The organism is Ruegeria sp. HKCCD4315 (assembly GCF_013112245.1).
In the GTDB taxonomy this organism is placed as follows: Bacteria; Pseudomonadota; Alphaproteobacteria; order Rhodobacterales; family Rhodobacteraceae; genus Ruegeria.
Genome location: NZ_WVRN01000001.1, coordinates 1,519,180 through 1,539,077, shown reverse-complemented (window position 1 = coordinate 1,539,077; position 19,898 = coordinate 1,519,180). Strand labels below are relative to the sequence as shown.

Below are 19,898 nucleotides of genomic sequence, written 5' to 3'. Positions count from 1 at the left end.
CGGATGGACGCCAGCCCCCTGCCCCCGCAGATAACAATCAACGGCGTGCGCTTTAACGAAACAACAGGTCAAAGGCCGCTGCGGGTGGACGGCTGCATCACCATAAGCGAGCTGTTTCAACACCGCTGCGCCGAGCTGGGCGAACGCAACGCGCATCGGGAAAAAGATCTGGGCATCTGGAAATCCTATTCCTGGGCCGATTACTGGCAACACGCCAAATGGATTGGTTTGGCGCTACGGAAACTGGGGTTGGAGCGTGGCGAAGTGGTCTCGATCCTCTCCGAAGACCGCAAGGAATGGGCCTGGTTCGACATGGGTATTCAGGGCGTCGGAGGGATAGCCTCGGGCGTTTACACCACCGATTCAGCCAGTCAGTTGCAATACCTGATCAATGACAGCGGCAGCAAATTCCTGATTGTCGAAGATGAAGAGCATCTGGACAAGTTTCTGGAAATCGAATCCGAAGTTCCGGACCTGATCAAGGTTATCATTCTGGAAGACGAAGGTCTGCACGACCTCAAACACCCGCGCTGCATGATGATCAACGACCTCTACGCTCTTGGCCAAGAGGTAGAAGCAGCCGATCCCCGGCGGTTTGAGGCCGAAATCGCGCTAGCTAAACCGCAGGATACCGCCCTGCTTGTCTATACCTCCGGCACTACCGGACAGCCCAAGGGCGCGATGCTGAGCCACGAGAATATCCTTGCTGCCATTGAATCCGGCGCGCGGGCCTTGCCGGTTCTGGCCAGTGATGAGCAGCTTTGCTTCCTGCCGCTGTGTCATATTCTGGAACGGGACGTGTCGGTCTATTTCCCACTGGCAGCCCGATGCACGGTGAATTTCGCGGAAAGCCCGGAAACCGTATTTGCGAACCTGCAAGAGGTCTCGCCCTCGACCTTCACGGCTGTGCCGCGCGTGTGGGAAAAGATTTATGCACATGTGCAAATTCTGACGCAGGAGGCCACACCGTTGGGCCGGGCCGCCTTTGGGATGGCATTGAAAGCTGGCGTGCGCCGCGCCGAATACAGGGCGGCAGGTAAACGCGTTCCGATCGGTATCGCGGTGCAGTTCTGGATATGGGATCAACTGGTTCTGAAGAACCTGCGCCGTATGCTGGGTATGGACAAACTGCGTCGTGGCGGCACCGGAGCTGCACCGATTTCGACTGACTTGCTGAAATGGTATTGGGCCATCGGAGTACCTTTGGTCGAAGGTTTTGGGATGACTGAAACCGCCGGGCTGGCCACGCTCAACACCGTTGAAAGCAACAGGATCGGGACCATCGGTCAAGTCGTAGAAGGCTGCGACATCCGTATCTCAGAAGATGGTGAAATCCAGCTGAAAGGCATGAACATCTTTCAGGGGTATTGGCGCAATAACGCCAAAACGGCCGAGACATTTACCGCCGATGGTTGGCTGCGCACGGGGGATATGGGGCATATCGACAAGGATGGCTTTGTCACCATCACCGGCCGCCTGAAAGACATCATCATCACCGCAGGCGGTAAGAACATCACCCCGGCCGAAATCGAAAGCCAGTTGAAGTTCAGCCACTATGTTTCTGACGCGATCCTGATTGGTGACAGGCGTAAATACCTGACGGCCCTGATCATGATTGATCAGGAAAATGTCGAGAAATATGCACAGGACCGCAAAATTCCGTTTTCGAATTTCGCCTCACTCTGTGCCGCGCCCGAGATCCGCGATCTGATCGGCGCCGAAGTTGCAGCTGTGAATACCCAATTTGCACGGGTCGAACAGATCAAGGATTTCCGTCTCATCGACGTGCTTTTGACGGCCGAAGACGATGAACTGACCGCTACGATGAAGCTGAAACGGGGTTTGGTGGAAAAGAAACACGGACATCTGATTGAAGACATGTACAGTTAGACAAGGGAATTTCGGGAGGAGAGAAATGAGAAAGTCATTCAAACTATTGGCTGTCGCCACGGCCTTGACCGCCTCGGCGACTATGGGTTTGGCGCAAACCCAAGGCGTAACCGACGAAGAAATCGTGATCGGATCGGTCAACGATCTGAGTGGTATATTCGCAGCCGTAGGCGTTCCGGCCACCAAAGGCGCAAATGTCGTGTTTGACCGCGTCAATGCAGCCGGTGGCGTGCATGGGCGACAAATTCGATATGTCGTCGAAGACAATGGCTATCAGATGCCGCGGGCCATGCAGGGCTACAACAAACTGCTGAACCGGGACAAAGTGTTTGCGATGCTGCAATCACTGGGCACGCCGATGAACATGGCGGGCTTCAATCTGCTGGATCCAAAGGGAATTCCCAACGTTGCCCCCCTGACAGCCGCGCGGCAGATGTTGCAAGAGCCGATGCGCAACAAGTTCACATCATTCTCGACCTACTATGATCAAGCCCGCATTGGCGTGAAATACCTCGCCGGAGAATTTGGGTCGCAAACCGTTTGCAGCATGTACCTGCCCACCGATTTCGGTGAAGAAATACTGGAAGGCAGCAAAGCCGGGGCTGAAGAGGCCGGGATCGCATTTGGATCCGAGACGACGCATAAGCCAGACGAGACCGATTTCGTGGGCTCGCTCAGCAAACTCAAGGAAGAAGGCTGTGACATTGTCACGATGGCGCTGGGCGTTCGTCAGGCGATCACTGTGGTGGGTACTGCCAAGAAGATGGGCCTGACGGATATGAAATTCCTGGGCACTTCGGCCAGTTTCCTGACTGTTGTCGCGCAGGTTCCCGGTGGCGTGACCGACGGCTTCTATGCCGCCGCCTCGTGGAAGGACCTGTGGGCCCGCGCCGATGAGCCCGCCCCCGCCGCGTTCATTGAAGAGTACAAGGCCGCCACGGGTGAAGATCCGGTTGGGTTTGCAATGCTGGGCTATTCCGCCGCCGAGATGATGGTCAAAGCGCTGGAGGCTGCAGGTCCGGATCTGACCCATGACAGTTTCATCGCAGCCATGGAGTCGCTGGATTATCAGGACGATCTGGTCGGCAACCACATCACCTATGGGCCTGATGATCATCAAGGCGCGGACACAGTATTCGTAAACGTCGTTGAAGACGGCGCGTGGAAATTGGTCTACGAAGAATAAGACACCATAAACGCAACGAAAAAGGGCTCGCAGATGCGAGCCCTTTGTTTTTGGATCGTCCCGGCGATTAACGCTTCGAGAACTGGAACGAACGGCGGGCTTTGCGCTTACCGAATTTCTTACGTTCCACAACGCGGCTGTCGCGGGTCAGGAAGCCTGCGGCTTTCAGAGCGCCACGCAGGTTCGGATCGTACAGTTGCAGCGCTTTCGAGATGCCGTGCTTGACCGCACCGGCCTGACCGGTCAGGCCACCGCCTTTTACGGTTGCGACAACGTCGAATTCACCTTCAACACCAGCAACCTGGAACGGCTGGCGCAGGATCAGCTGCAGAACCGGACGCGCAAAATACTTGTCCTGGTCTTTGCCGTTCACGGTGACCTTACCAGAACCTGGCTTGATCCAAACGCGGGCAACAGCGTCTTTACGCTTACCGGTGGCGTAGGAGCGGCCCAGCTCGTCGCGTACGGGTTCACGCACGATGACTTCTTCGGCCACGGTTTCAACGCCTGCGACGGCGCTCAGCTCTTCGAGAGTATTGATCTGATCAGCCATCGGTCATTAGCTCCGGGTGTTTTTCTTGTTCATGGACTTGACGTCCAGAACTTCGGGGGCCTGGGCTTCGTGCGGGTGCTCGGCACCGGCATAAACGCGCAGATTGGTCATTTGCTGACGCGACAGGCGATTGCCCGGCAGCATGCGCTTAACCGCTTGGGTCACAACGCGCTCGGGGTGTGCACCTTCCAGAATCTGCTGTTTGGTGCGCGACTTGATGCCGCCCGGGTGGCCAGTGTGCCAGTAGAAGTTTTCTTCGCGCTTCTTGCCGGTCATCTGGATTTTGTCAGCGTTGATCACGATGACATTGTCGCCCATGTCCATGTTCGGGGTGAACGACGCTTTGTGCTTGCCACGCAGGCGCATGGCGACGATCGAAGCAAGACGGCCCAGAACAACGCCCTCGGCGTCGATCAGGATCCATTTCTTGTCGATGTCTGCAGGTGTTGCAGAAAAGGTTTTCATGGCAGGATAGTCCTGTTTGATGTGAAAGACCGCCCCAAGACAGAGCGGCCCGAATTCGATGGAGGGGTTCTATGGGGTGCTTGCGCGCACGTCAAGCACAGCAAATCAGTTTTTATCGTTGTAAAACAATGTCTTGCAAAATAGGTATTATTTTACCCCAACCTAAACGCTGATTTGCTCGGGTGGATTGTCCAGTAACGCACGCAGCCGAAGCATTGCATCCTCGAACCGTTGCAACGAGACATGCCCGTTCATCGCAATGCGAACCGCATTTGGTGCACGGCCATCGCGCAGGGCGAATTCGTCCGCCGAACGCAATTGTATTCCTTCCCGCTCTGCCGCCCGGCTGAAGGCTGCTGCCCGCCACCCAGATGGCAGGTTTAGCCAGACAAACGGTACGTCTGGTGCCCACGTCAGGTCAAAACCACCCAGCGCATTCACCGTGACGCGCACATATTCGCCCATTCGGGTCCTGACATCTTTGGCGATCTGCCGTGTACGGGGATCAGACAAAAGCAATCGGGTGAGCTCTGCCAACGGCTGCGCCAGCCCAAAATACCCGTACTCTGCCGAGCGCCTCAGATCCACACTTCGCTCTTTCGGCGCAATAGCGAACCCGACGCGCAGCGATGGCGTCAGCACTTTTGAGATCGACGAGACATGCCAGCCCCGCTCGGGCGCCAAGGCACGATAGCTGGGCTCTTTAGCCTCACCCATTCGGTAACAATCATCTTCAACGATCTGCACATCGAATTTTCGCGCGACTTCAACCACTTCTTTGCGCCGCTCAAGCGGGGTGTGCAGCGCGGTAGGGTTCTGCACCTCGGGCGAAACGCAAATCGCCTGCGCGGGTGTCTGCCGCAAAACATGCTCCATCGCAGTGGGATCAATGCCCCACTTGTCCATCCGAATGCCGACCACTTCGGCCCGCATCAATTCACCGGCGCGGCGAAAGCCCGCGTAGGACAGGTCTTCGACCAGAACGACCGGTTTGGGACCTTGAAGGATGCTTTGAAAAACAAGACACAATCCGTTCTGACCGCCATGAGTCAAAACGATGTCGTCATCCGTCAGCGGACCCAACGGCAAATCCGACAGCCACTCGACCACCGCCTGGCGCATGGGCTTATAGGCATCGCGGGTTGGATAGTTCATGAACAAAGCCGGATCGGACTGCGCAACTTTCTGCAAACACTCCCGTATCAACGACACCTGCCCCATATCCGCCAGCCTTGGACTGAACAGGCTGACGTGATTGGCGCTCTGTGCTTCGGCCAAATGCAGCTGACGAGACCAGACATCATCCAGAATCGGCGATTTCGGTGGGGCCACGAATGTACCACGTCCGACCTCAGCTTTTAGCAAGCCTTCATCCGTCAAAATCGTATAGGCCCGTGCCACCGTCCCCGGCGTGATTTGCAATCGATACGCCAGTTCACGCACCGGCGGCAGCTTAGTTCCAATGTCTAACGCCTTGCTCTCAATTGCCTTTCGTATTGTGTCGGCAACCAGTGTATACTTTGGCCCCTTAGCTTTCGGCAACACATCCGGCCAAATTGTATCCATTACAATTCTTCCTTTGCTTTTGACACAATATTGAATGTATCAATCTCTTGTACCGAACGTTACTGCTTTGTGTCAATACAATTTGAAAGGAACTCCGAGATGACACGCACAATGCACAACCCCGCCCTTATGCTGCTGAACGCCAGCCCCCGGCTGCCGCTGATCGCTGTGCTGGCCGTGCGGTTTGCGGCTGCGGTCACTCAATGGGAACGCCGCCGCCGCAGTCGCGTCAATTTGGGCAATTTGGATGACAGGTTGCTGAAAGACGTTGGCCTTACCCGCATGCAGGCGGACCGTGAAGTAAAACGCTACTTCTGGCAGATCTAAATCATCCCCAGTCCCAATTTTTGGGACCTCCTCCTGGGCCGGGGCCTGTCCCCGGTCTTTTTTATCCGAACCGCGCCGCGGCCGAGCCTGCAGGTGGAATGGAATACGTCATTGCCGCCCGCGCAACCGGCTTGTCCATGCCTTCAGAAAAAATCAACACATCGCCGACGGCCAATGTTCGACCCAGTTTGAGCAATCGGCATGTCGCAATTAGATCGGCGCCACCTGTAGGTTTGCGAAGAAAATCCAATGAACTGTTGGTCGTCACAGCCAAAGATTGCCGCCCCACTCGCGCCAAAATCATTGCATAGACACTGACGTCGGCCAAACCGAACATGGACGGGCCTGAAACCGTACCTCCGGGGCGCAGGTGCCGATCCTGCACCACAAGGCGCATGGTAATGTTTTCTTCGGCCAATTCTTCGACAACGAAATCCTTATGCACCTGGGGAAACACCTCTTTTAGGTATTGCGACAGTTCATCCCGGTTCATTGCCAAAGCCATACTTTCCCTCCTGCTCTTCCCGACCTAGAGTTGGCCCAACTTGGGATCGGAGGGCAAGATGGCAATTCTGGAACGTAACGACACTGGCGCGGTGGCACGGCTTACAATGACCGCGCCCGAGCGCTTGAACGCGCTGAGCGAAGAGATGCTGGCCGCGCTTCAGGATGAACTTGACGCTTTGCGCGATGACAGATCCATCCGCACAGTAATCCTGTCAGGCGCTGGGAAAGCTTTCTGTGCCGGGCACGATTTGAAGCAAATGACAGCCGGACGTCAGTCCGAAGACGGTGGCAAAGCCTATTTCCAGGACTTGTTCGCGCGCTGCGCCCGGATGATGATGTCGATCCAATCGATTCCTCAACCCGTTATCGCTCAGGTCCATGGCATCGCCACCGCCGCCGGGTGCCAACTGGTTGCGACCTGCGACATGGCTGTTGCAGCCGAGGGTACGCGTTTTGGCGTGAACGGGGTCAATATCGGGTTGTTCTGCTCGACTCCGATGGTGGCGCTCAGCCGCAACATCCCCAGAAAGCAGGCTTTCGAGATGCTGACTACGGGTGCGTTCATTTCGGCCGAAAAAGCCGCAGAGCTTGGACTGATCAACCGCGTCGTCCCGGAATCGCAGCTTGAACACGAGACCAATGCATTGGCTGAGCTTGTAGCCTCAAAGCTTGGCGTTGCCGTGAAAATCGGAAAAGAGGCGTTTTATCAACAACTTCAAATGCCCCTGGATCAGGCCTACACCTATACCGGAGAGGTAATGGCGCAGAATATGTTGCACCGGGACACAGAAGAAGGCATTTCCGCCTTTATCGAAAAGCGCCCCCCAAATTGGACCCAATGAGGCAATTATTTTGCACATTTTTTGCCACTGTTTTGATTTTAGCACTTTTCAAAACGGCGACTCTGTGGCAAAGCTGGGTCGAGGCTGAGGCCTCAGGACACTTTTGGGTCGCCGTGGGCGGAAGGTCCCTCCAGCTGGTCTCTCTCACCAGCGCTGACATTCCCGCAGCGGCGACCCCAAGACCCCTCCTGTAAATTTGGCAATTTTGTACCGCCCGAGTTGCGCCCGATTGTGGTCTGCCCTATGTGGCAGCGCATGACACAAGTTTTGCATATTGTAGGCGGCGGAATGGCCGGGTCCGAGGCCGCATGGCAAGCCGCTGAGGCAGGCGTCGATGTGGTGATTCACGAGATGCGCCCCACGGTTGGCACCTTTGCCCATCAGACCGGAAACCTGGCTGAAATGGTGTGCTCGAATTCGTTCCGATCAGATGATGACGAGCAGAACGCTGTGGGCCTGCTGCATTGGGAAATGCGGGCTGCCAACGGGTTGATCATGACAACGGCCGACGCCCATCGCCTGCCCGCCGGAGGGGCGCTGGCAGTGGATCGTGATCCTTTTGCCGAAAGCGTCACCGCAAAACTCCGCGCCCATCCGCGTGTATCGGTCACGGATGAAGAAGTGACCACCCTGCCCGATGACGGCCAGTGGATCTTTGCAACCGGCCCGCTGACCTCGCCTGCTCTGGGCGAAGCGATCCGCTCGGAAACAGGCGCTGAGGCGTTGGCCTTCTTTGATGCCATTGCGCCCATAGTCTATGCCGAAAGCATCGACATGTCGAAGGCTTGGATGCAGTCGCGCTATGACAAAGGCGAGACCGAGGAAGAGCGCACAGCCTATCTGAACTGCCCGATGGACCGCGACAAGTATGAGGCGTTTATCGACGCGCTTCTTTCCGCCGACAAGACCGAGTTCCATGAAGGGGAAACCGCTGGTTATTTTGACGGCTGCCTGCCCATCGAGGTCATGGCAGAACGCGGGCGCGAAACCTTGCGCCATGGTCCAATGAAGCCGGTTGGCCTGACCAACCCACACGCACCGGACGTGAAACCTCATGCCGTGGTGCAACTGCGCCGCGACAATGCTTTGGGCACCCTGTTCAATATCGTGGGCTTCCAGACCAAGATGAAATATGGTGCCCAGACCGACGTATTCCGCATGATCCCCGGCCTGGAAAACGCAAGTTTCGCCCGGTTGGGTGGCATTCACCGCAACACGTTCATCAACTCGCCCACACTGCTTGACGCGCAAATGCGGTTGAAATCTAAACCCAACATCCGGTTTGCTGGACAGATCACCGGTGTTGAAGGCTATGTCGAAAGCGCCGCGATGGGGCTACTGGCCGGGCGTCTAGCTGCGGCTGAGATTTTGGGGCGTGACTTGCCGGACGTCCCGCAGGACAGCGCAATGGGCGCTTTGATCCACCACATAACCGGCGGGGCCGAAGCTAAGACGTTTCAGCCGATGAATGTGAATTTTGGTCTGTTCCGCCCCGTCGACGGTCTAAAAGGCGGACGGCGCGGCCGCAAGGACCGGTACAAAGCCTACACCGACAGGGCCAAGGCCGAATGGCAAACCTGGTTGGACCACTGCTGACTGGACGCACAATGCTGTCTCGGCCTAGCATGCTTTTATGACCGACAAGTTCCTAGACAGCACCTACAGCCTCGACACCCCACAAGAGACAGAATCGCACTACAAGAACTGGGCCGCGACCTACGATAAAGAAATCGAAGATCACGGATACGTCACGCCGACTCGTGTGGCGGCGGCTTTGTGGTCTGCCCACCCCCACCCTGAAACCCAGATTCTGGACTTTGGATGCGGAACCGGACTGTCCGGTCAGGCTTTGCGCGCAGTCGGATTCGAGCTTATCGACGGAATGGACCCCACCCCAAAAATGCTGGAAGAAGCAAAGGCAAAAGGTGTTTACAGAGCGTTGACCGGCTTTGATATCACCAAACCAGCCCCGCTCAAGCGTGGTGCATATTCAGTTATCACGGCCATCGGTGTCATCGGTCAGGGCGCAGCCCCTGCAGAGACAATCGACGTGTTGATGCATGCTTTACCCAAAAGAGGGTTGTTTGCGTTTTCTCTGAATGATCACGCGCTGGCAGATCACACATACACCTGCCGCATCACCGATTGGGTCGACATGGGGGCCGCACGTTTGCTATTTCGTGAACACGGGCCACATCTGCCCGGAATTAACCTTAACTCTGACGTATATGTATTAGAAAAAGCGTGATTTTCCTGACGCGCTTCGCGCCCTCACCAACCGGGCCACTTCATCTGGGACACGCTTATTCCGCGTTGCTGGCCAGCGACATGGCCACAGCTGAAAGTGGTCAGTTCCTGCTGCGGATCGAGGATATCGATCAGTCTCGTTCAAGACAGCATTGGGAGGATCAGATCTATGACGATCTGACATGGCTTGGCCTGACATGGCCAAAGCCGGTTGTGCGTCAGTCGGACCGTATGGGGGTCTATGACCAGGCCTTAGATCGTCTTTGGGGACAGGGTTTCTTGTTTCCCTGCACTTGCAACCGAAAAGATATTGCCGCCGCTGCCAGTGCTCCGCAGGAAGGTGCTCCAATACATGGACCTGACGGAATAATCTACCCCGGAACGTGCCGAAAAGCTCATCACAACAAAGACTTAAGTCAGCATCCTCGACCACGGAACGAGCCACTACGGCTGGACATTGCCAAGGCGTGTCAAGCGATCAACGACCGGTCCAGATTTCAGTTCATCGAACTTGGCTCAGGGCCAGATGGTGAAACGGGCACCATCACTTTCACCCCCGATGAGCTAATAAACACAATCGGCGACGTTGTATTGTCCCGCCGTGATATGGGGACATCGTACCACCTCTCCGTTGTCCTTGACGACGCAGCGCAAGGCATCACACATGTGGTCCGGGGGCGGGATCTGTTCGAAGCCACGCGCATCCACGTTCTATTGCAGGCATTGCTGGATTTACCCACGCCTGCGTATTTGCACCATGATTTGATCCGCGACGAAGCCGGCAAACGCCTGGCGAAACGGGACGATGCCCGTGCGATTTCGAAATACAGGGCGGAAGGCCACAGCCCTGCAGACATTCGACGCATGGTCGGTCTTTGACCGTTAGTCTTATTCCATCGGGGCCATAAGTTCAGTTTCAGTGCCATCACGAACAGCAGTATAGAAACAGGTCCGGCGGTTGGTGTGGCAGGCAGCCCCTGTCTGGCGTACCAGAACCAACAGGCAATCGCGGTCACAATCGATCCGAAAATCCACCAGCTCCTGCACGTGGCCCGAGGTTTCGCCTTTGATCCAGAAAGACTGACGAGAGCGCGACCAATAGGTCACCCTGCCCGTTTCCTGTGTCTTTTCAATGGCCTGAGCATTCATCCAGGCCATCATCAGGACTTCGCCTGACGCGTCATCCTGCGCAATGGCCGGGATCAGGCCCGCTTCGTTATATTTCAGCGTCGATACATCGAACACGACGGGATCAGTCATCTCAAAAACCTTTTGCATCCGGTGGGCTGGCCACTATGTATGAGGAACACACGACGAGGGAAAGCCATGAGCGGCGAGAACGACCTGATTAAGCTGTATTCCGGGCGCATCCTGGCGCTGGCTGCGGATATTCCGCATCTTGACCGGCTGGAAAACCCGGATGCGACGGTAAAGAAACGCTCGCCGTTGTGCGGTTCGACTGTGACTGTGGATGTGAAGGTTGACGATGGTCGGGTCAGCGCCTTTGGTCAGGACGTAAAAGCCTGTGCCTTGGGCCAGGCATCGGCAGCAGTTGTCGGGGACGCGATCATTGGTGCAACGCGTGCTCAGGTTGAAGCCGCGCGCGATCAACTGACGCGCATGTTGAAAAAAGACGGCCCTGCCCCGGATGCACCGTTTGACGGGCTGGAAGTTCTGATGCCCGCACGCGACTACAAAAACCGACATGCGTCGATCCTGTTGGCGTTGGACGCCACAGCCGAGGCGCTGGCACAGGCCGAACAGGCGCATTGCGCGTGAACTTGGCAAACTAGGGTAAACCCGTTACCCCTCTGACCAGGTTTTAGGAGGGATGGGTTTGGACAATCTGCTTGAGCATTTTGTAACGCTTTGGGTCGTTATCGACCCGATCGGCACAATTCCCGTGTTTATCGCTGTTACCGCGGGCCTAAGCGCCGCAGCCCGGCGCAAGACCGCGTTACTGGCATCGTTGATCAGTGCCGGGGTTTTGTTGTTCTTCCTCGTTTTTGGGCAACTGCTTATCGAAGCGTTGGATATCGGCCTGAATTCCTTTCAGGTCGCGGGTGGCATCATCCTGTTCCTGTTTGCGCTGACCATGATCTTTGGTGAAAGCAAGCAGGACGTAGAACAACGTCAGGCGGAAGACGATCTGGAAGACAAATACCACAAGCAAAATCCGGCAATCTTCCCATTGGCGGTCCCGTCCTTGGCCTCACCCGGAGCGATGCTGGCTATTGTCATCCTGACAGACAATCACCGCTACAGCGCTGCCGATCAGGGGATCACCGCTTTGGTGATGCTTTCGGTGCTTTTGGTTGCGTTCTTTCTGATGCTTCTGGCAGAGCCGATCATCCGTTGGATCGGGCACTCGGGCGCGGCGATCATCAGCCGTATCATGGGGATGATCCTGGCCTCGGTTGCGGTCAACTCTGTTCTGTCCGCGCTGCTTGAGATTTTCAAAACCGGACAGCTGTAAAAAAAACCGCCGCACCTTCCGGGCGAAAGGGCGGCGGCAGGCATTGCGTGTCTCGCGTGGGGTCCGGTTCACCGCGCGGGGCCGAGGCATGGCCCCTCAAGGGGTTTGGGACAGGCAGGTCACCCTTGACTGAAATGGGGATGACAGCGCGGTTTTTCGGCACGAGATCGCAGGCAGAAAGTCTTAAAAACCAACAGGCAGGTGCAACGTGACCATCAGGATCACGACCAGAGACATCACGCCAACCGCATCCTGCAGGATGGTCGATTGCGCGCGGCTGAAAGCGGTCTTGATCTGGGTCAGCATAGGGTCACCTCCGGTCAGAGTTTTAATCCTTTGTTGACCTTTTGTTCTCACATTTACCCGAGTCGGTAAAGAACTTTTTGAGAACATTTGTGAACTTTTCAGAACATCTAGTCTAACCTACTGAAATTAAACGGATTGCCTGATCCTGTTTCATCAGCCACAAAAGAACACGCGCGGCGCGGCCCCGTTCCGACGTCAGTTTAGGGTCCGCATTCAGCAAAGCCCGCGCATCCGACTGGGCGACAGCCATCAACCCGGCCTGACGTTCAAGATCAGCGATACGGAACTTAGGAAGGCCGGACTGCGCGGTCCCGATCAGATCCCCGGCCCCGCGCATCTCAAGATCGGTTTCGGAAATGCGGAACCCATCTTCGGTTTCGCGCAAAACCTCCAGCCGTTTGCGCCCACCTTCGCTGAGCGGCGGTTGGTACATCAGCAGGCAGGTCGAGTCTGCGTCGCCACGCCCCACACGCCCTCGCAATTGGTGTAACTGTGCAAGCCCGAAAATCTCGGCCCGTTCGATCACCATGATCGTTGCGTTGGGAACATTGACCCCAACTTCGATCACAGTTGTCGCCACCAGAACCTTGGTGTCACCGTTCTGAAAGGCGCTCATGGCAGCGTCTTTATCGGTGGGTGGCATCTGACCATGGACCAGCCCCACCACGCCTTCTCCCAGAATAGCGCGAAACCGTTTGAACCGATCTTCGGCGGCGGTCAGGTCCGAAACCTCGGATTCATCCACCAAAGGACAAACCCAGTAACATTGCCGCCCCTCTTCGATCGCGCGGCGCAGATGCGACACGACCTCGTCCATACGCTGCGTGCTGACAATCGCCGTTTTGATCGGTTTTCGCCCGGGCGGCTTTTCGTCCAGAACCGAGACATCCATGTCCCCGTATTGCGCCAACGCCAGGCTGCGCGGGATCGGTGTCGCCGTCATCACCAGAACATCCGCACCCTGCCCTTTTTCCGACAGTTCCATCCGTTGCCGAACGCCGAACCGGTGCTGTTCGTCCACAATAGCCAAGCGCAGAGCCTTGAACTCCACGTCATTTTGAAACACGGCATGAGTACCGACCAGAATCTGAATATTACCCTGTTCCAGCGCCTCAAGCTTGGCACGACGCTCGGTCCCCTTGTCACGTCCGGTGAGCAGTTCCAAAACCACCCCGGCCTCTTCGGCCAATGGGCGCAACCCTTCCAGATGTTGACGCGCGAGAATCTCAGTCGGGGCCATCATCACACCCTGCCCACCGGCTTCGACGGCGATCAGCAGTGCCATAAACGCCACCAGTGTCTTACCTGCACCAACGTCACCCTGTAGCAAACGGTTCATGCGGGATTCAGATGCCATATCAGCCGCGATTTCATCAATCGCCCGGCTCTGAGCGCCGGTCGGGCGATACGGAAGGCTGGCCAGCACCTTGGATTGCAATCTTCCGGTCGCGAAGCTGACGATACCTCGGGATTTGCGCTCTCGTTGACGGGCCAATGCCAGGGTCAACTGATGTGCAAACAATTCGTCATACGCCAAACGCTGCCGCGCAGGTGCAAACGGGGCGACGTCATCCGCCCCCTGCGGATTGTGACCGGCGCGAATGGCTGAAGCCCAATCCGGCCAATTTTGTTGCGCCACCTGAGCGGGGTCGATCCACTCCTCAAGCTCAGGCGCCCGCGCCAACGCGCTGCGACTGGCCTTGAACGCCGTTTTCTGGGTCAGCCCTTGTGTCAGATGATAGACAGGTTCGAATTCCGGAATCTCTCCGGCCTGTTCGACCGGCAACATATGGTCCGGATGCACCATCTGGGCCATGCCGTCGAACAATTCCAACTTGCCTGAAATTACCCGGCGCGATCCCTGCGGAAGCAGCTTTTTCAAATAGTCTCCACGCGCATGAAAGAAGACCAGCTGGAAATCGGCCTGACTGTCTTCGACATGAACGCGATAAGCTCCTCCCTTGTTGCGCGACGGACGATGAGCGCCAACAGTCACCTCAACAGTCAATGTAGCCGGCAGATCAGCACCCTGAATCGTATCGCGCCTGCGCCGATCAACCACCGCATATGGCAACCCGAACAAAACATCGCGCGGGCTTTCTACGCCGGTCTGCGCCATAACCTGCGCGGTTTTGGGACCAACACCCTCAAGTGTTTCCAAACCCGCAAACAGCGGGAAAAGCTGTTCAGGCCGTCCGCTCATGCGCCTTCGATCAGCTGCAGCCAGCCATCCTCATCCAACGTTTCGATCCCAAGCTCCGCCGCTTTCTTCGCCTTCGACCCGGCTCCGGGGCCGGCAACCAGAATATCGGTTTTCTTACTGACAGAGCCAGAAACTTTTGCACCCAAAGCTTCGGCCCTGGCCTTGGCTTCGGCGCGCGTCATCTTTTCCAGCGTTCCTGTGAAAACAACCGTTTTGCCTGCGACCGGGCTGTCGGACGCAGGTGCATCGGGTGCGATAACGGTCAACTCCTGCCGCAGTGTATCAAACGCACGCCGCTCTTCCGCATTTGCAAACGCATCTGACAGAGACAGCCCAAGCGTTGCTCCGATCCCATCGATACCGATCAGATCGGACCATGCGGTATTGGCCTCTGCTGGTACGCGAGCTGCGACAATCGCTGCATCGCGCACTTCCTTAACGCGGGCACGACGACCTTCAGCCAGTGCTGCGGCCCGCTCGGCGTCTTCTGCCTCATCAGCTTGGCGTTGCGCCAAAGCCGCCGGGCGCGCAGCATCCAGCGCTTGTGCCATGGCATCCCACTCGCGGTAATATAACGCCAGATCACGCGCGCCAACCTCGCCCACATGGCGAATACCCAAAGCAAACAATAGCCGAGCAAACGGAATGGTTCGCTTTTCATCGATCGCTGCAAACAGGTTTCCGGCCGAGGTTTCCCCCCACCCGTCGCGGTTTTTCAGCCGGGCCAGATTCCCCTTGTCACGCTGTTCAAGCGTAAAGATTTCCGCAGGGGAATTAATCGACAGCACCGGATCATCGTAGAACATTTCGATCTGCTTTGCACCCAGGCCTTCGATGTCAAACGCCTTTCGCGACACGAAATGTTTGAGTTTTTCCACCGCTTGCGCCGGGCAGATCAAACCACCCGTACAGCGGCGCACCGCGTCACCTTCTTCGCGGATCGCCGCGCTGTGACATTCGGGGCAGAGCGTCGGGAAGGCAAAGGGCTGAGCATCAGAGGGGCGCTTCGTCAGATTTACGTCTGCCACTTTTGGGATCACGTCACCCGCGCGATAGACCTGCACCCAGTCGCCAACACGAATGTCTTTGCCGTCGCGGATCGTACCGCCTTTGGCATCACGCCCAGCGATATAATCTTCGTTATGCAGTGTGGCGTTGGATACCACGACCCCGCCCACAGTCACCGGATGCAACCGAGCCACAGGGCTGAGCGCACCCGTGCGACCGACCTGAATGTCGATTGCTTCCAACCTCGTCCAGGCCAGTTCAGCAGGAAACTTATGCGCAACGGCCCATCGCGGCGTGGTCGAGCGGAACCCCAAGCGCGCCTGAAGGGACAGATCGTTGACCTTATAGACAACCCCATCAATGTCGTAGCCCAAGGTAGAGCGTTGCGCTTCAATATCCCGATAATGCTCCAACATGTCTTGGGTTGTTGCGCACAGACGGGTCAAGTCATTCGTTGAAAACCCAAGCGACCTGAGCCGATCAATCGCTTCCATTTGCGTGCCCGCCAAAGGCTCAGACACTTCACCCCAGGCATAAGCAAAGAACTTCAGAGGACGGGATCGCGTGATTTCCGCATCCAATTGACGCAAAGATCCGGCCGCTGCGTTACGCGGGTTGGCAAATGGTTTACCGCCCCGCTCTGCTTGCCGGGCATTCAGTGCCTCAAAATCGGCATGAGACATATAGACCTCACCGCGGACCTCAAGAACTTCGGGCGCGTGGTCCAATTGCTGAGGAATACCTGAGACGGTGCGTGCATTTGCGGTCACGTTCTCGCCGACCTCACCGTCCCCTCGTGTGGCCGCCTGCACAAGCAGCCTTTTTTCATAGCGCAAGGACAGCGACAGACCGTCAATCTTTGGTTCAGCCGTGAAAGAAAGGGGTTCCTGCGCGCTCAGGCCAAGATACTTTCGAATGGATCTGTCGAAATCAGCCACGTCTTCGTCATCAAAGGCGTTGCCCAGCGACATCATTCGAACAGCATGCGTGACTTTCGAAAACCCGTCTGCCGCCTTAGAACCCACCTGCTCTGACGGGCTGTCATCGCGTTTAAGGTGAGGGAATCGTGCCTCAATTTCTGAGTTGCGGCGTTTCAGTGCATCGTATTCGGCATCCGAAATCTCGGGTGCATCTGCACCGTGATAGAGCGTGTTCGCCCGCAACAACACATCCGCCAGACGCGCCAGTTCGGCGCGTGCTTGGTCTTCGGTCAGATCAGAAATGGAGATTGAGTTGCTCATGGCCTCGCCCTGTCACGCGTTCTTGGACCTCAGTGATAGGGCGAGGTCATGGCCAGGTCCAGACGTGCTGAGCCGTGAGTGCAATGTGCTGCCCCGGACCGCCGACAGCACAGGTGGTTCAAATCAGAGGCCGACAGCCATCCGTGTTTCTTCCAAACTGTTGCTTTGCGGGTCGCGCAGCACATATCCACGCCCCCAGACGGTTTCGATATAATTCTCGCCGCCTGTTGCGTTGCTGAGCTTTTTGCGAAGTTTGCAAATAAACACATCAATGATCTTCAGCTCAGGTTCATCCATGCCGCCATAGAGGTGGTTCAGGAACATCTCTTTGGTGAGGGTCGTACCCTTACGCAAGCTGAGCATTTCGAGCATTTGGTATTCCTTGCCGGTCAGGTGAACAGTTTTTCCATCCACTTCCACGGTTTTGGCATCCAGGTTTACCGCAACCCGACCGGTATGAATGATAGATTGCGAATGCCCTTTCGACCGGCGGATTATGGCATGAATACGCGCCACCAGCTCTTCGCGGTGGAAGGGTTTGGTCAGGTAATCATCTGCACCAAAACCAAAGCCTTTGATCTTGCTTTCGGTATCATCGGCCCCTGAAAGAATCAGGATCGGTGTTTCAACACGTGCGATGCGTAACTGACGCAGAACCTCGTGCCCGTTCATGTCCGGCAGGTTCAGATCCAGCAAAATCAGATCGTAATCATAGAGTTTCGCCAGATCGATGCCTTCTTCGCCAAGATCCGTAGCATAAACGTTCAGGTTTGCATGGGTCAGCATCAATTCGATGCTTTTAGACGTGGTCGGATCATCCTCGACAAGAAGTACGCGCATTTTTCACTGCTCCAATTCGGTCAACAATTCCAATTAAAATTAAACCTGAACAAGAATGGTTAATCTGACGTTACCGTTGAATCATTTTTTCACACTCTCCCTTAGGTTGTCGATTTTTTTAAAGCGGTGGCCTTCAACGCCTCGACACCATGTTCAGCGACAAGAGACACCCAGCTGTTGAACTCTTCATCACTGATCCCGTACTTTTTCTTGGCATCAGACAAGCCGATCAGGCCGTAAAGCACGCCACGCACAACCAAAATCTTGCGTGAGGCCACCCAGCGGCGCGTATTTGCAGGCGGCAGATCCGCGCGTGTCAAAACGGACCCATCGGGCAGTGTCACGGACCTTGGGCCCTCAACTTTGTGCAAAAACATCTTTCAACCCTTTTCTTCCTGCTCCGTTACTGACATCAGGCTACTTAAGACCGCATGAAACCGCCCCTTGAGAATGTGTAGAATTTTCTTATATTCCGGCGGTCTTCCTTAACCCGAAACGGAACTGATCATGGCCCTCGATACCGAGACCCCGCTGAACTCGCTTGGTTTTGCTAAACCGCCCTCGGAAACGCGGGTGGTTGTTGCGATGTCCGGTGGCGTCGACAGCTCGGTTGTGGCGGCCTATCTGGCGGATCAGGGGTATGACGTCGTTGGGGTTACGTTGCAGCTTTATGACCACGGAGCGGCTTTGGCCAAGAAAGGCGCGTGTTGCGCCGGGATCGATATCCACGACGCGCGCCGTGTGGCCGAGGAGCGTGGCTTTCCGCATTACGTCTTGGATTATGAGAACATCTTTAAAGACGCCGTGATCGACGAATTTGCTGACAGCTATCTGGCGGGCGCGACCCCTGTGCCCTGCATTCGCTGCAATGAACGGGTAAAATTCAAGGATCTGCTGGAAACTGCCAAAGATCTCGAGGCCGACTGCATGGCCACCGGTCACTATATCCAGCGCAAGATGGGCCCCAACGGGCCGGAACTGCACAGCGCAGAGGATGCGAACCGCGATCAGTCTTATTTCCTGTTCTCGACCACGCCGGAACAGTTGGACTTCCTGCGTTTTCCTCTGGGCCACTTGCCGTCCAAAGACGCGACGCGTGAAATGGCGGCGCAATACGGGTTGTCCGTTGCGGACAAGCCTGACAGCCAGGACATCTGTTTCGTACCCAATGGCAACTACGCCAGTGTCATCGAAAAGCTTCGCCCCGGTGCAGCGGAACCCGGCGAAATCGTACACGCCGATGGCCGCGTTCTAGCGCAGCACGACGGTGTGATCCATTACACCATCGGGCAACGGCGCGGCCTTGGCATCGGTGGCCTGAGCGAACCGCTTTACGTCGTCAAACTGGACGTCGACCAGAAACAGGTTGTTGTCGGCCCCAAAGAGATGCTGGCCACCCGCGTTGTACCGGTGCGCGAGATCAACTGGCTGGGCGATGAACCTTTTACCTCGCGCGATGAATGGCACCTGAAGGTCAAAGTTCGTTCAACCCGCCCGCCGCGTGAAGCCATCATTCGTCCGCTGTCCGACACATCAGCAGAAGTTGAACTGCTGACGCCGGAAGAAGGCATCTCTCCGGGTCAGGCTTGTGTGTTTTATGCAAGTGAAGGCAGCCGCATTTTTGGCGGCGGCTGGATCTGGCGCGGATACTAAGCCGATACAGGTTCGACCTCAGACTCGATCTGGATTTGCAGCGCATCGTTGAACCGGTTGAACGCTCCGCACAACGCGATGCGCCAGGTCAATTCAACGATCTGTGCATCGCTGAACCATTCTCGCAGGTCGGACACTTCGGCGTCCCGCATACGACCGGACCGTGTTGTCACGGCTTCGGCATAACGCACAACAGCTTTGTCACAGGCATCCAGCTCAGGATGATCCTCGACATCCGGGAGGCGCGCAGCCCCTTCCGAGCTAAGGCCCGCGACCGTTAGCAGCGGCGTATGATGGGAAACGCAGTAGTCGCAAGCATTCAGCTTTGACACCGTTACCATTGCCAATTCCAGTGCGCGGCGTGGCAGGTTCTGCTGTTCGCGCAACGTGGTCAGCATTCCGGTGACATGGTCCAGAACGGGCGGGCAATAGGCAGCCACGCGAGCCCAATTGTCGAACGGGCCATACGCGCCCAAAGCTTCACGGGACGCGCGTGCTTCTTCCGTCATCTCATGATCCAACAACGGGGGAATGCGGGTCATGGCTAAGCTCCTTTTTCGATCAAGATATCTCAGGCCCACGCCGCTG

At 56.5% G+C, this 19,898-nt stretch carries 21 protein-coding genes; 10 read left to right on the top strand and 11 right to left on the bottom strand.

Annotated elements, in window-relative coordinates; all coding sequences use genetic code 11:
* The first annotated feature begins 3 nt into the window (after nucleotides 1-3).
* Entirely contained in the window at nucleotides 4-1,890 is a 1,887-nt protein-coding gene (locus GS646_RS07730) for a long-chain fatty acid--CoA ligase (RefSeq protein ID WP_171183257.1), read from the top strand.
* 25 nt (nucleotides 1,891-1,915) lie between these two features.
* Complete coding sequence (locus tag GS646_RS07725; RefSeq protein ID WP_171183259.1) at nucleotides 1,916-3,076, top strand: ABC transporter substrate-binding protein; 1,161 nt, start codon at nucleotides 1,916-1,918, stop codon at nucleotides 3,074-3,076.
* 67 nt (nucleotides 3,077-3,143) lie between these two features.
* Here the strand turns inward: GS646_RS07725 and rpsI are convergent, their stop codons facing one another.
* The 3 genes from rpsI to GS646_RS07710 form a co-directional block, all read right to left on the bottom strand.
* Complete coding sequence (gene rpsI / locus GS646_RS07720) at nucleotides 3,144-3,629, bottom strand: 30S ribosomal protein S9 (RefSeq protein WP_171090107.1); 486 nt, start codon at nucleotides 3,627-3,629, stop codon at nucleotides 3,144-3,146.
* A 6-nt stretch (nucleotides 3,630-3,635) separates the two neighbouring features.
* Nucleotides 3,636-4,094: a 50S ribosomal protein L13 gene (gene rplM, locus GS646_RS07715; RefSeq protein WP_170324880.1), complete on the bottom strand. Its 459-nt coding sequence runs from the start codon at nucleotides 4,092-4,094 to the stop codon at nucleotides 3,636-3,638.
* A 162-nt stretch (nucleotides 4,095-4,256) separates the two neighbouring features.
* Nucleotides 4,257-5,660 (bottom strand): PLP-dependent aminotransferase family protein, encoded by a 1,404-nt coding sequence (locus tag GS646_RS07710; protein ID WP_171183261.1) that lies wholly within the window; start codon nucleotides 5,658-5,660, stop codon nucleotides 4,257-4,259.
* Nucleotides 5,661-5,759: 99 nt separating this feature from the next.
* On the opposite strand from GS646_RS07710, the gene GS646_RS07705 reads away from it, so the two are divergent.
* A complete protein-coding gene (locus GS646_RS07705; RefSeq protein WP_171090112.1) occupies nucleotides 5,760-5,987 on the top strand; it encodes a DUF1127 domain-containing protein in 228 nt (75 codons plus the stop codon).
* A gap of 61 nt (nucleotides 5,988-6,048) precedes the next feature.
* Here GS646_RS07705 and GS646_RS07700 read toward each other — a convergent pair whose 3' ends face one another.
* Nucleotides 6,049-6,492 (bottom strand): PaaI family thioesterase, encoded by a 444-nt coding sequence (locus GS646_RS07700; RefSeq protein ID WP_171183263.1) that lies wholly within the window; start codon nucleotides 6,490-6,492, stop codon nucleotides 6,049-6,051.
* A 58-nt stretch (nucleotides 6,493-6,550) separates the two neighbouring features.
* Between GS646_RS07700 and GS646_RS07695 the strand changes: the two genes are divergently transcribed.
* The 4 genes from GS646_RS07695 (at nucleotide 6,551) to gluQRS (ending at nucleotide 10,462) form a co-directional block, all read left to right on the top strand.
* On the top strand, nucleotides 6,551-7,336 hold the full coding sequence (locus tag GS646_RS07695; protein WP_171183265.1) for an enoyl-CoA hydratase: 786 nt from the start codon (nucleotides 6,551-6,553) through the stop codon (nucleotides 7,334-7,336).
* A 255-nt stretch (nucleotides 7,337-7,591) separates the two neighbouring features.
* Nucleotides 7,592-8,932, top strand: a complete 1,341-nt coding sequence (gene trmFO, locus GS646_RS07690) for a methylenetetrahydrofolate--tRNA-(uracil(54)-C(5))-methyltransferase (FADH(2)-oxidizing) TrmFO (RefSeq protein WP_171183267.1) — start codon at nucleotides 7,592-7,594, stop codon at nucleotides 8,930-8,932.
* A 37-nt stretch (nucleotides 8,933-8,969) separates the two neighbouring features.
* On the top strand, nucleotides 8,970-9,584 hold the full coding sequence (locus tag GS646_RS07685; protein ID WP_171183269.1) for a class I SAM-dependent methyltransferase: 615 nt from the start codon (nucleotides 8,970-8,972) through the stop codon (nucleotides 9,582-9,584).
* A complete protein-coding gene (gene gluQRS, locus GS646_RS07680) occupies nucleotides 9,581-10,462 on the top strand; it encodes a tRNA glutamyl-Q(34) synthetase GluQRS (protein ID WP_171646997.1) in 882 nt (293 codons plus the stop codon). Before GS646_RS07685 ends, gluQRS begins: the two co-directional genes overlap by 4 nt.
* Before the next feature lie 9 nt (nucleotides 10,463-10,471).
* Here the strand turns inward: gluQRS and hisI are convergent, their stop codons facing one another.
* Nucleotides 10,472-10,861: a phosphoribosyl-AMP cyclohydrolase gene (hisI, locus tag GS646_RS07675; protein WP_171183273.1), complete on the bottom strand. Its 390-nt coding sequence runs from the start codon at nucleotides 10,859-10,861 to the stop codon at nucleotides 10,472-10,474.
* A gap of 48 nt (nucleotides 10,862-10,909) precedes the next feature.
* Here hisI and GS646_RS07670 point away from each other — a divergent pair, with 48 nt between their 5' ends.
* Together GS646_RS07670 and GS646_RS07665 are read left to right on the top strand one after the other, a co-directional pair.
* Nucleotides 10,910-11,362: an iron-sulfur cluster assembly scaffold protein gene (locus tag GS646_RS07670; protein WP_171183275.1), complete on the top strand. Its 453-nt coding sequence runs from the start codon at nucleotides 10,910-10,912 to the stop codon at nucleotides 11,360-11,362.
* Nucleotides 11,363-11,420: 58 nt separating this feature from the next.
* Nucleotides 11,421-12,059, top strand: a complete 639-nt coding sequence (locus GS646_RS07665; protein ID WP_216600394.1) for a MarC family protein — start codon at nucleotides 11,421-11,423, stop codon at nucleotides 12,057-12,059.
* Between the two features lie 183 nt (nucleotides 12,060-12,242).
* Here GS646_RS07665 and GS646_RS23115 read toward each other — a convergent pair whose 3' ends face one another.
* The 5 genes from GS646_RS23115 to GS646_RS07645 all read right to left on the bottom strand — a co-directional run bounded on the left by GS646_RS23115 (nucleotide 12,243) and on the right by GS646_RS07645 (nucleotide 18,034).
* Nucleotides 12,243-12,365 (bottom strand): hypothetical protein, encoded by a 123-nt coding sequence (locus GS646_RS23115; protein ID WP_256368419.1) that lies wholly within the window; start codon nucleotides 12,363-12,365, stop codon nucleotides 12,243-12,245.
* A 112-nt stretch (nucleotides 12,366-12,477) separates the two neighbouring features.
* Nucleotides 12,478-14,568: an ATP-dependent DNA helicase RecG gene (gene recG, locus GS646_RS07660; RefSeq protein ID WP_171183279.1), complete on the bottom strand. Its 2,091-nt coding sequence runs from the start codon at nucleotides 14,566-14,568 to the stop codon at nucleotides 12,478-12,480.
* A complete protein-coding gene (gene ligA, locus GS646_RS07655) occupies nucleotides 14,565-16,817 on the bottom strand; it encodes an NAD-dependent DNA ligase LigA (RefSeq protein ID WP_171183281.1) in 2,253 nt (750 codons plus the stop codon). Before ligA ends, recG begins: the two co-directional genes overlap by 4 nt.
* A gap of 123 nt (nucleotides 16,818-16,940) precedes the next feature.
* Nucleotides 16,941-17,657, bottom strand: a complete 717-nt coding sequence (gene ctrA / locus GS646_RS07650) for a response regulator transcription factor CtrA (RefSeq protein WP_171646999.1) — start codon at nucleotides 17,655-17,657, stop codon at nucleotides 16,941-16,943.
* A gap of 101 nt (nucleotides 17,658-17,758) precedes the next feature.
* On the bottom strand, nucleotides 17,759-18,034 hold the full coding sequence (locus tag GS646_RS07645; protein WP_171647001.1) for a DUF1153 domain-containing protein: 276 nt from the start codon (nucleotides 18,032-18,034) through the stop codon (nucleotides 17,759-17,761).
* Nucleotides 18,035-18,164: 130 nt separating this feature from the next.
* Here GS646_RS07645 and mnmA point away from each other — a divergent pair, with 130 nt between their 5' ends.
* Nucleotides 18,165-19,310 carry a tRNA 2-thiouridine(34) synthase MnmA gene (gene mnmA, locus GS646_RS07640; RefSeq protein ID WP_171183286.1) on the top strand — a complete coding sequence of 382 codons (1,146 nt, stop codon included), beginning with the start codon at nucleotides 18,165-18,167 and terminating at the stop codon, nucleotides 19,308-19,310.
* On the opposite strand, the gene GS646_RS07635 is transcribed toward mnmA, so the two are convergent.
* A complete protein-coding gene (locus GS646_RS07635; protein WP_171183288.1) occupies nucleotides 19,307-19,852 on the bottom strand; it encodes a carboxymuconolactone decarboxylase family protein in 546 nt (181 codons plus the stop codon). The two genes, mnmA and GS646_RS07635, sit on opposite strands and share 4 nt — an antisense overlap.
* Nucleotides 19,853-19,898 lie beyond the last annotated feature (46 nt).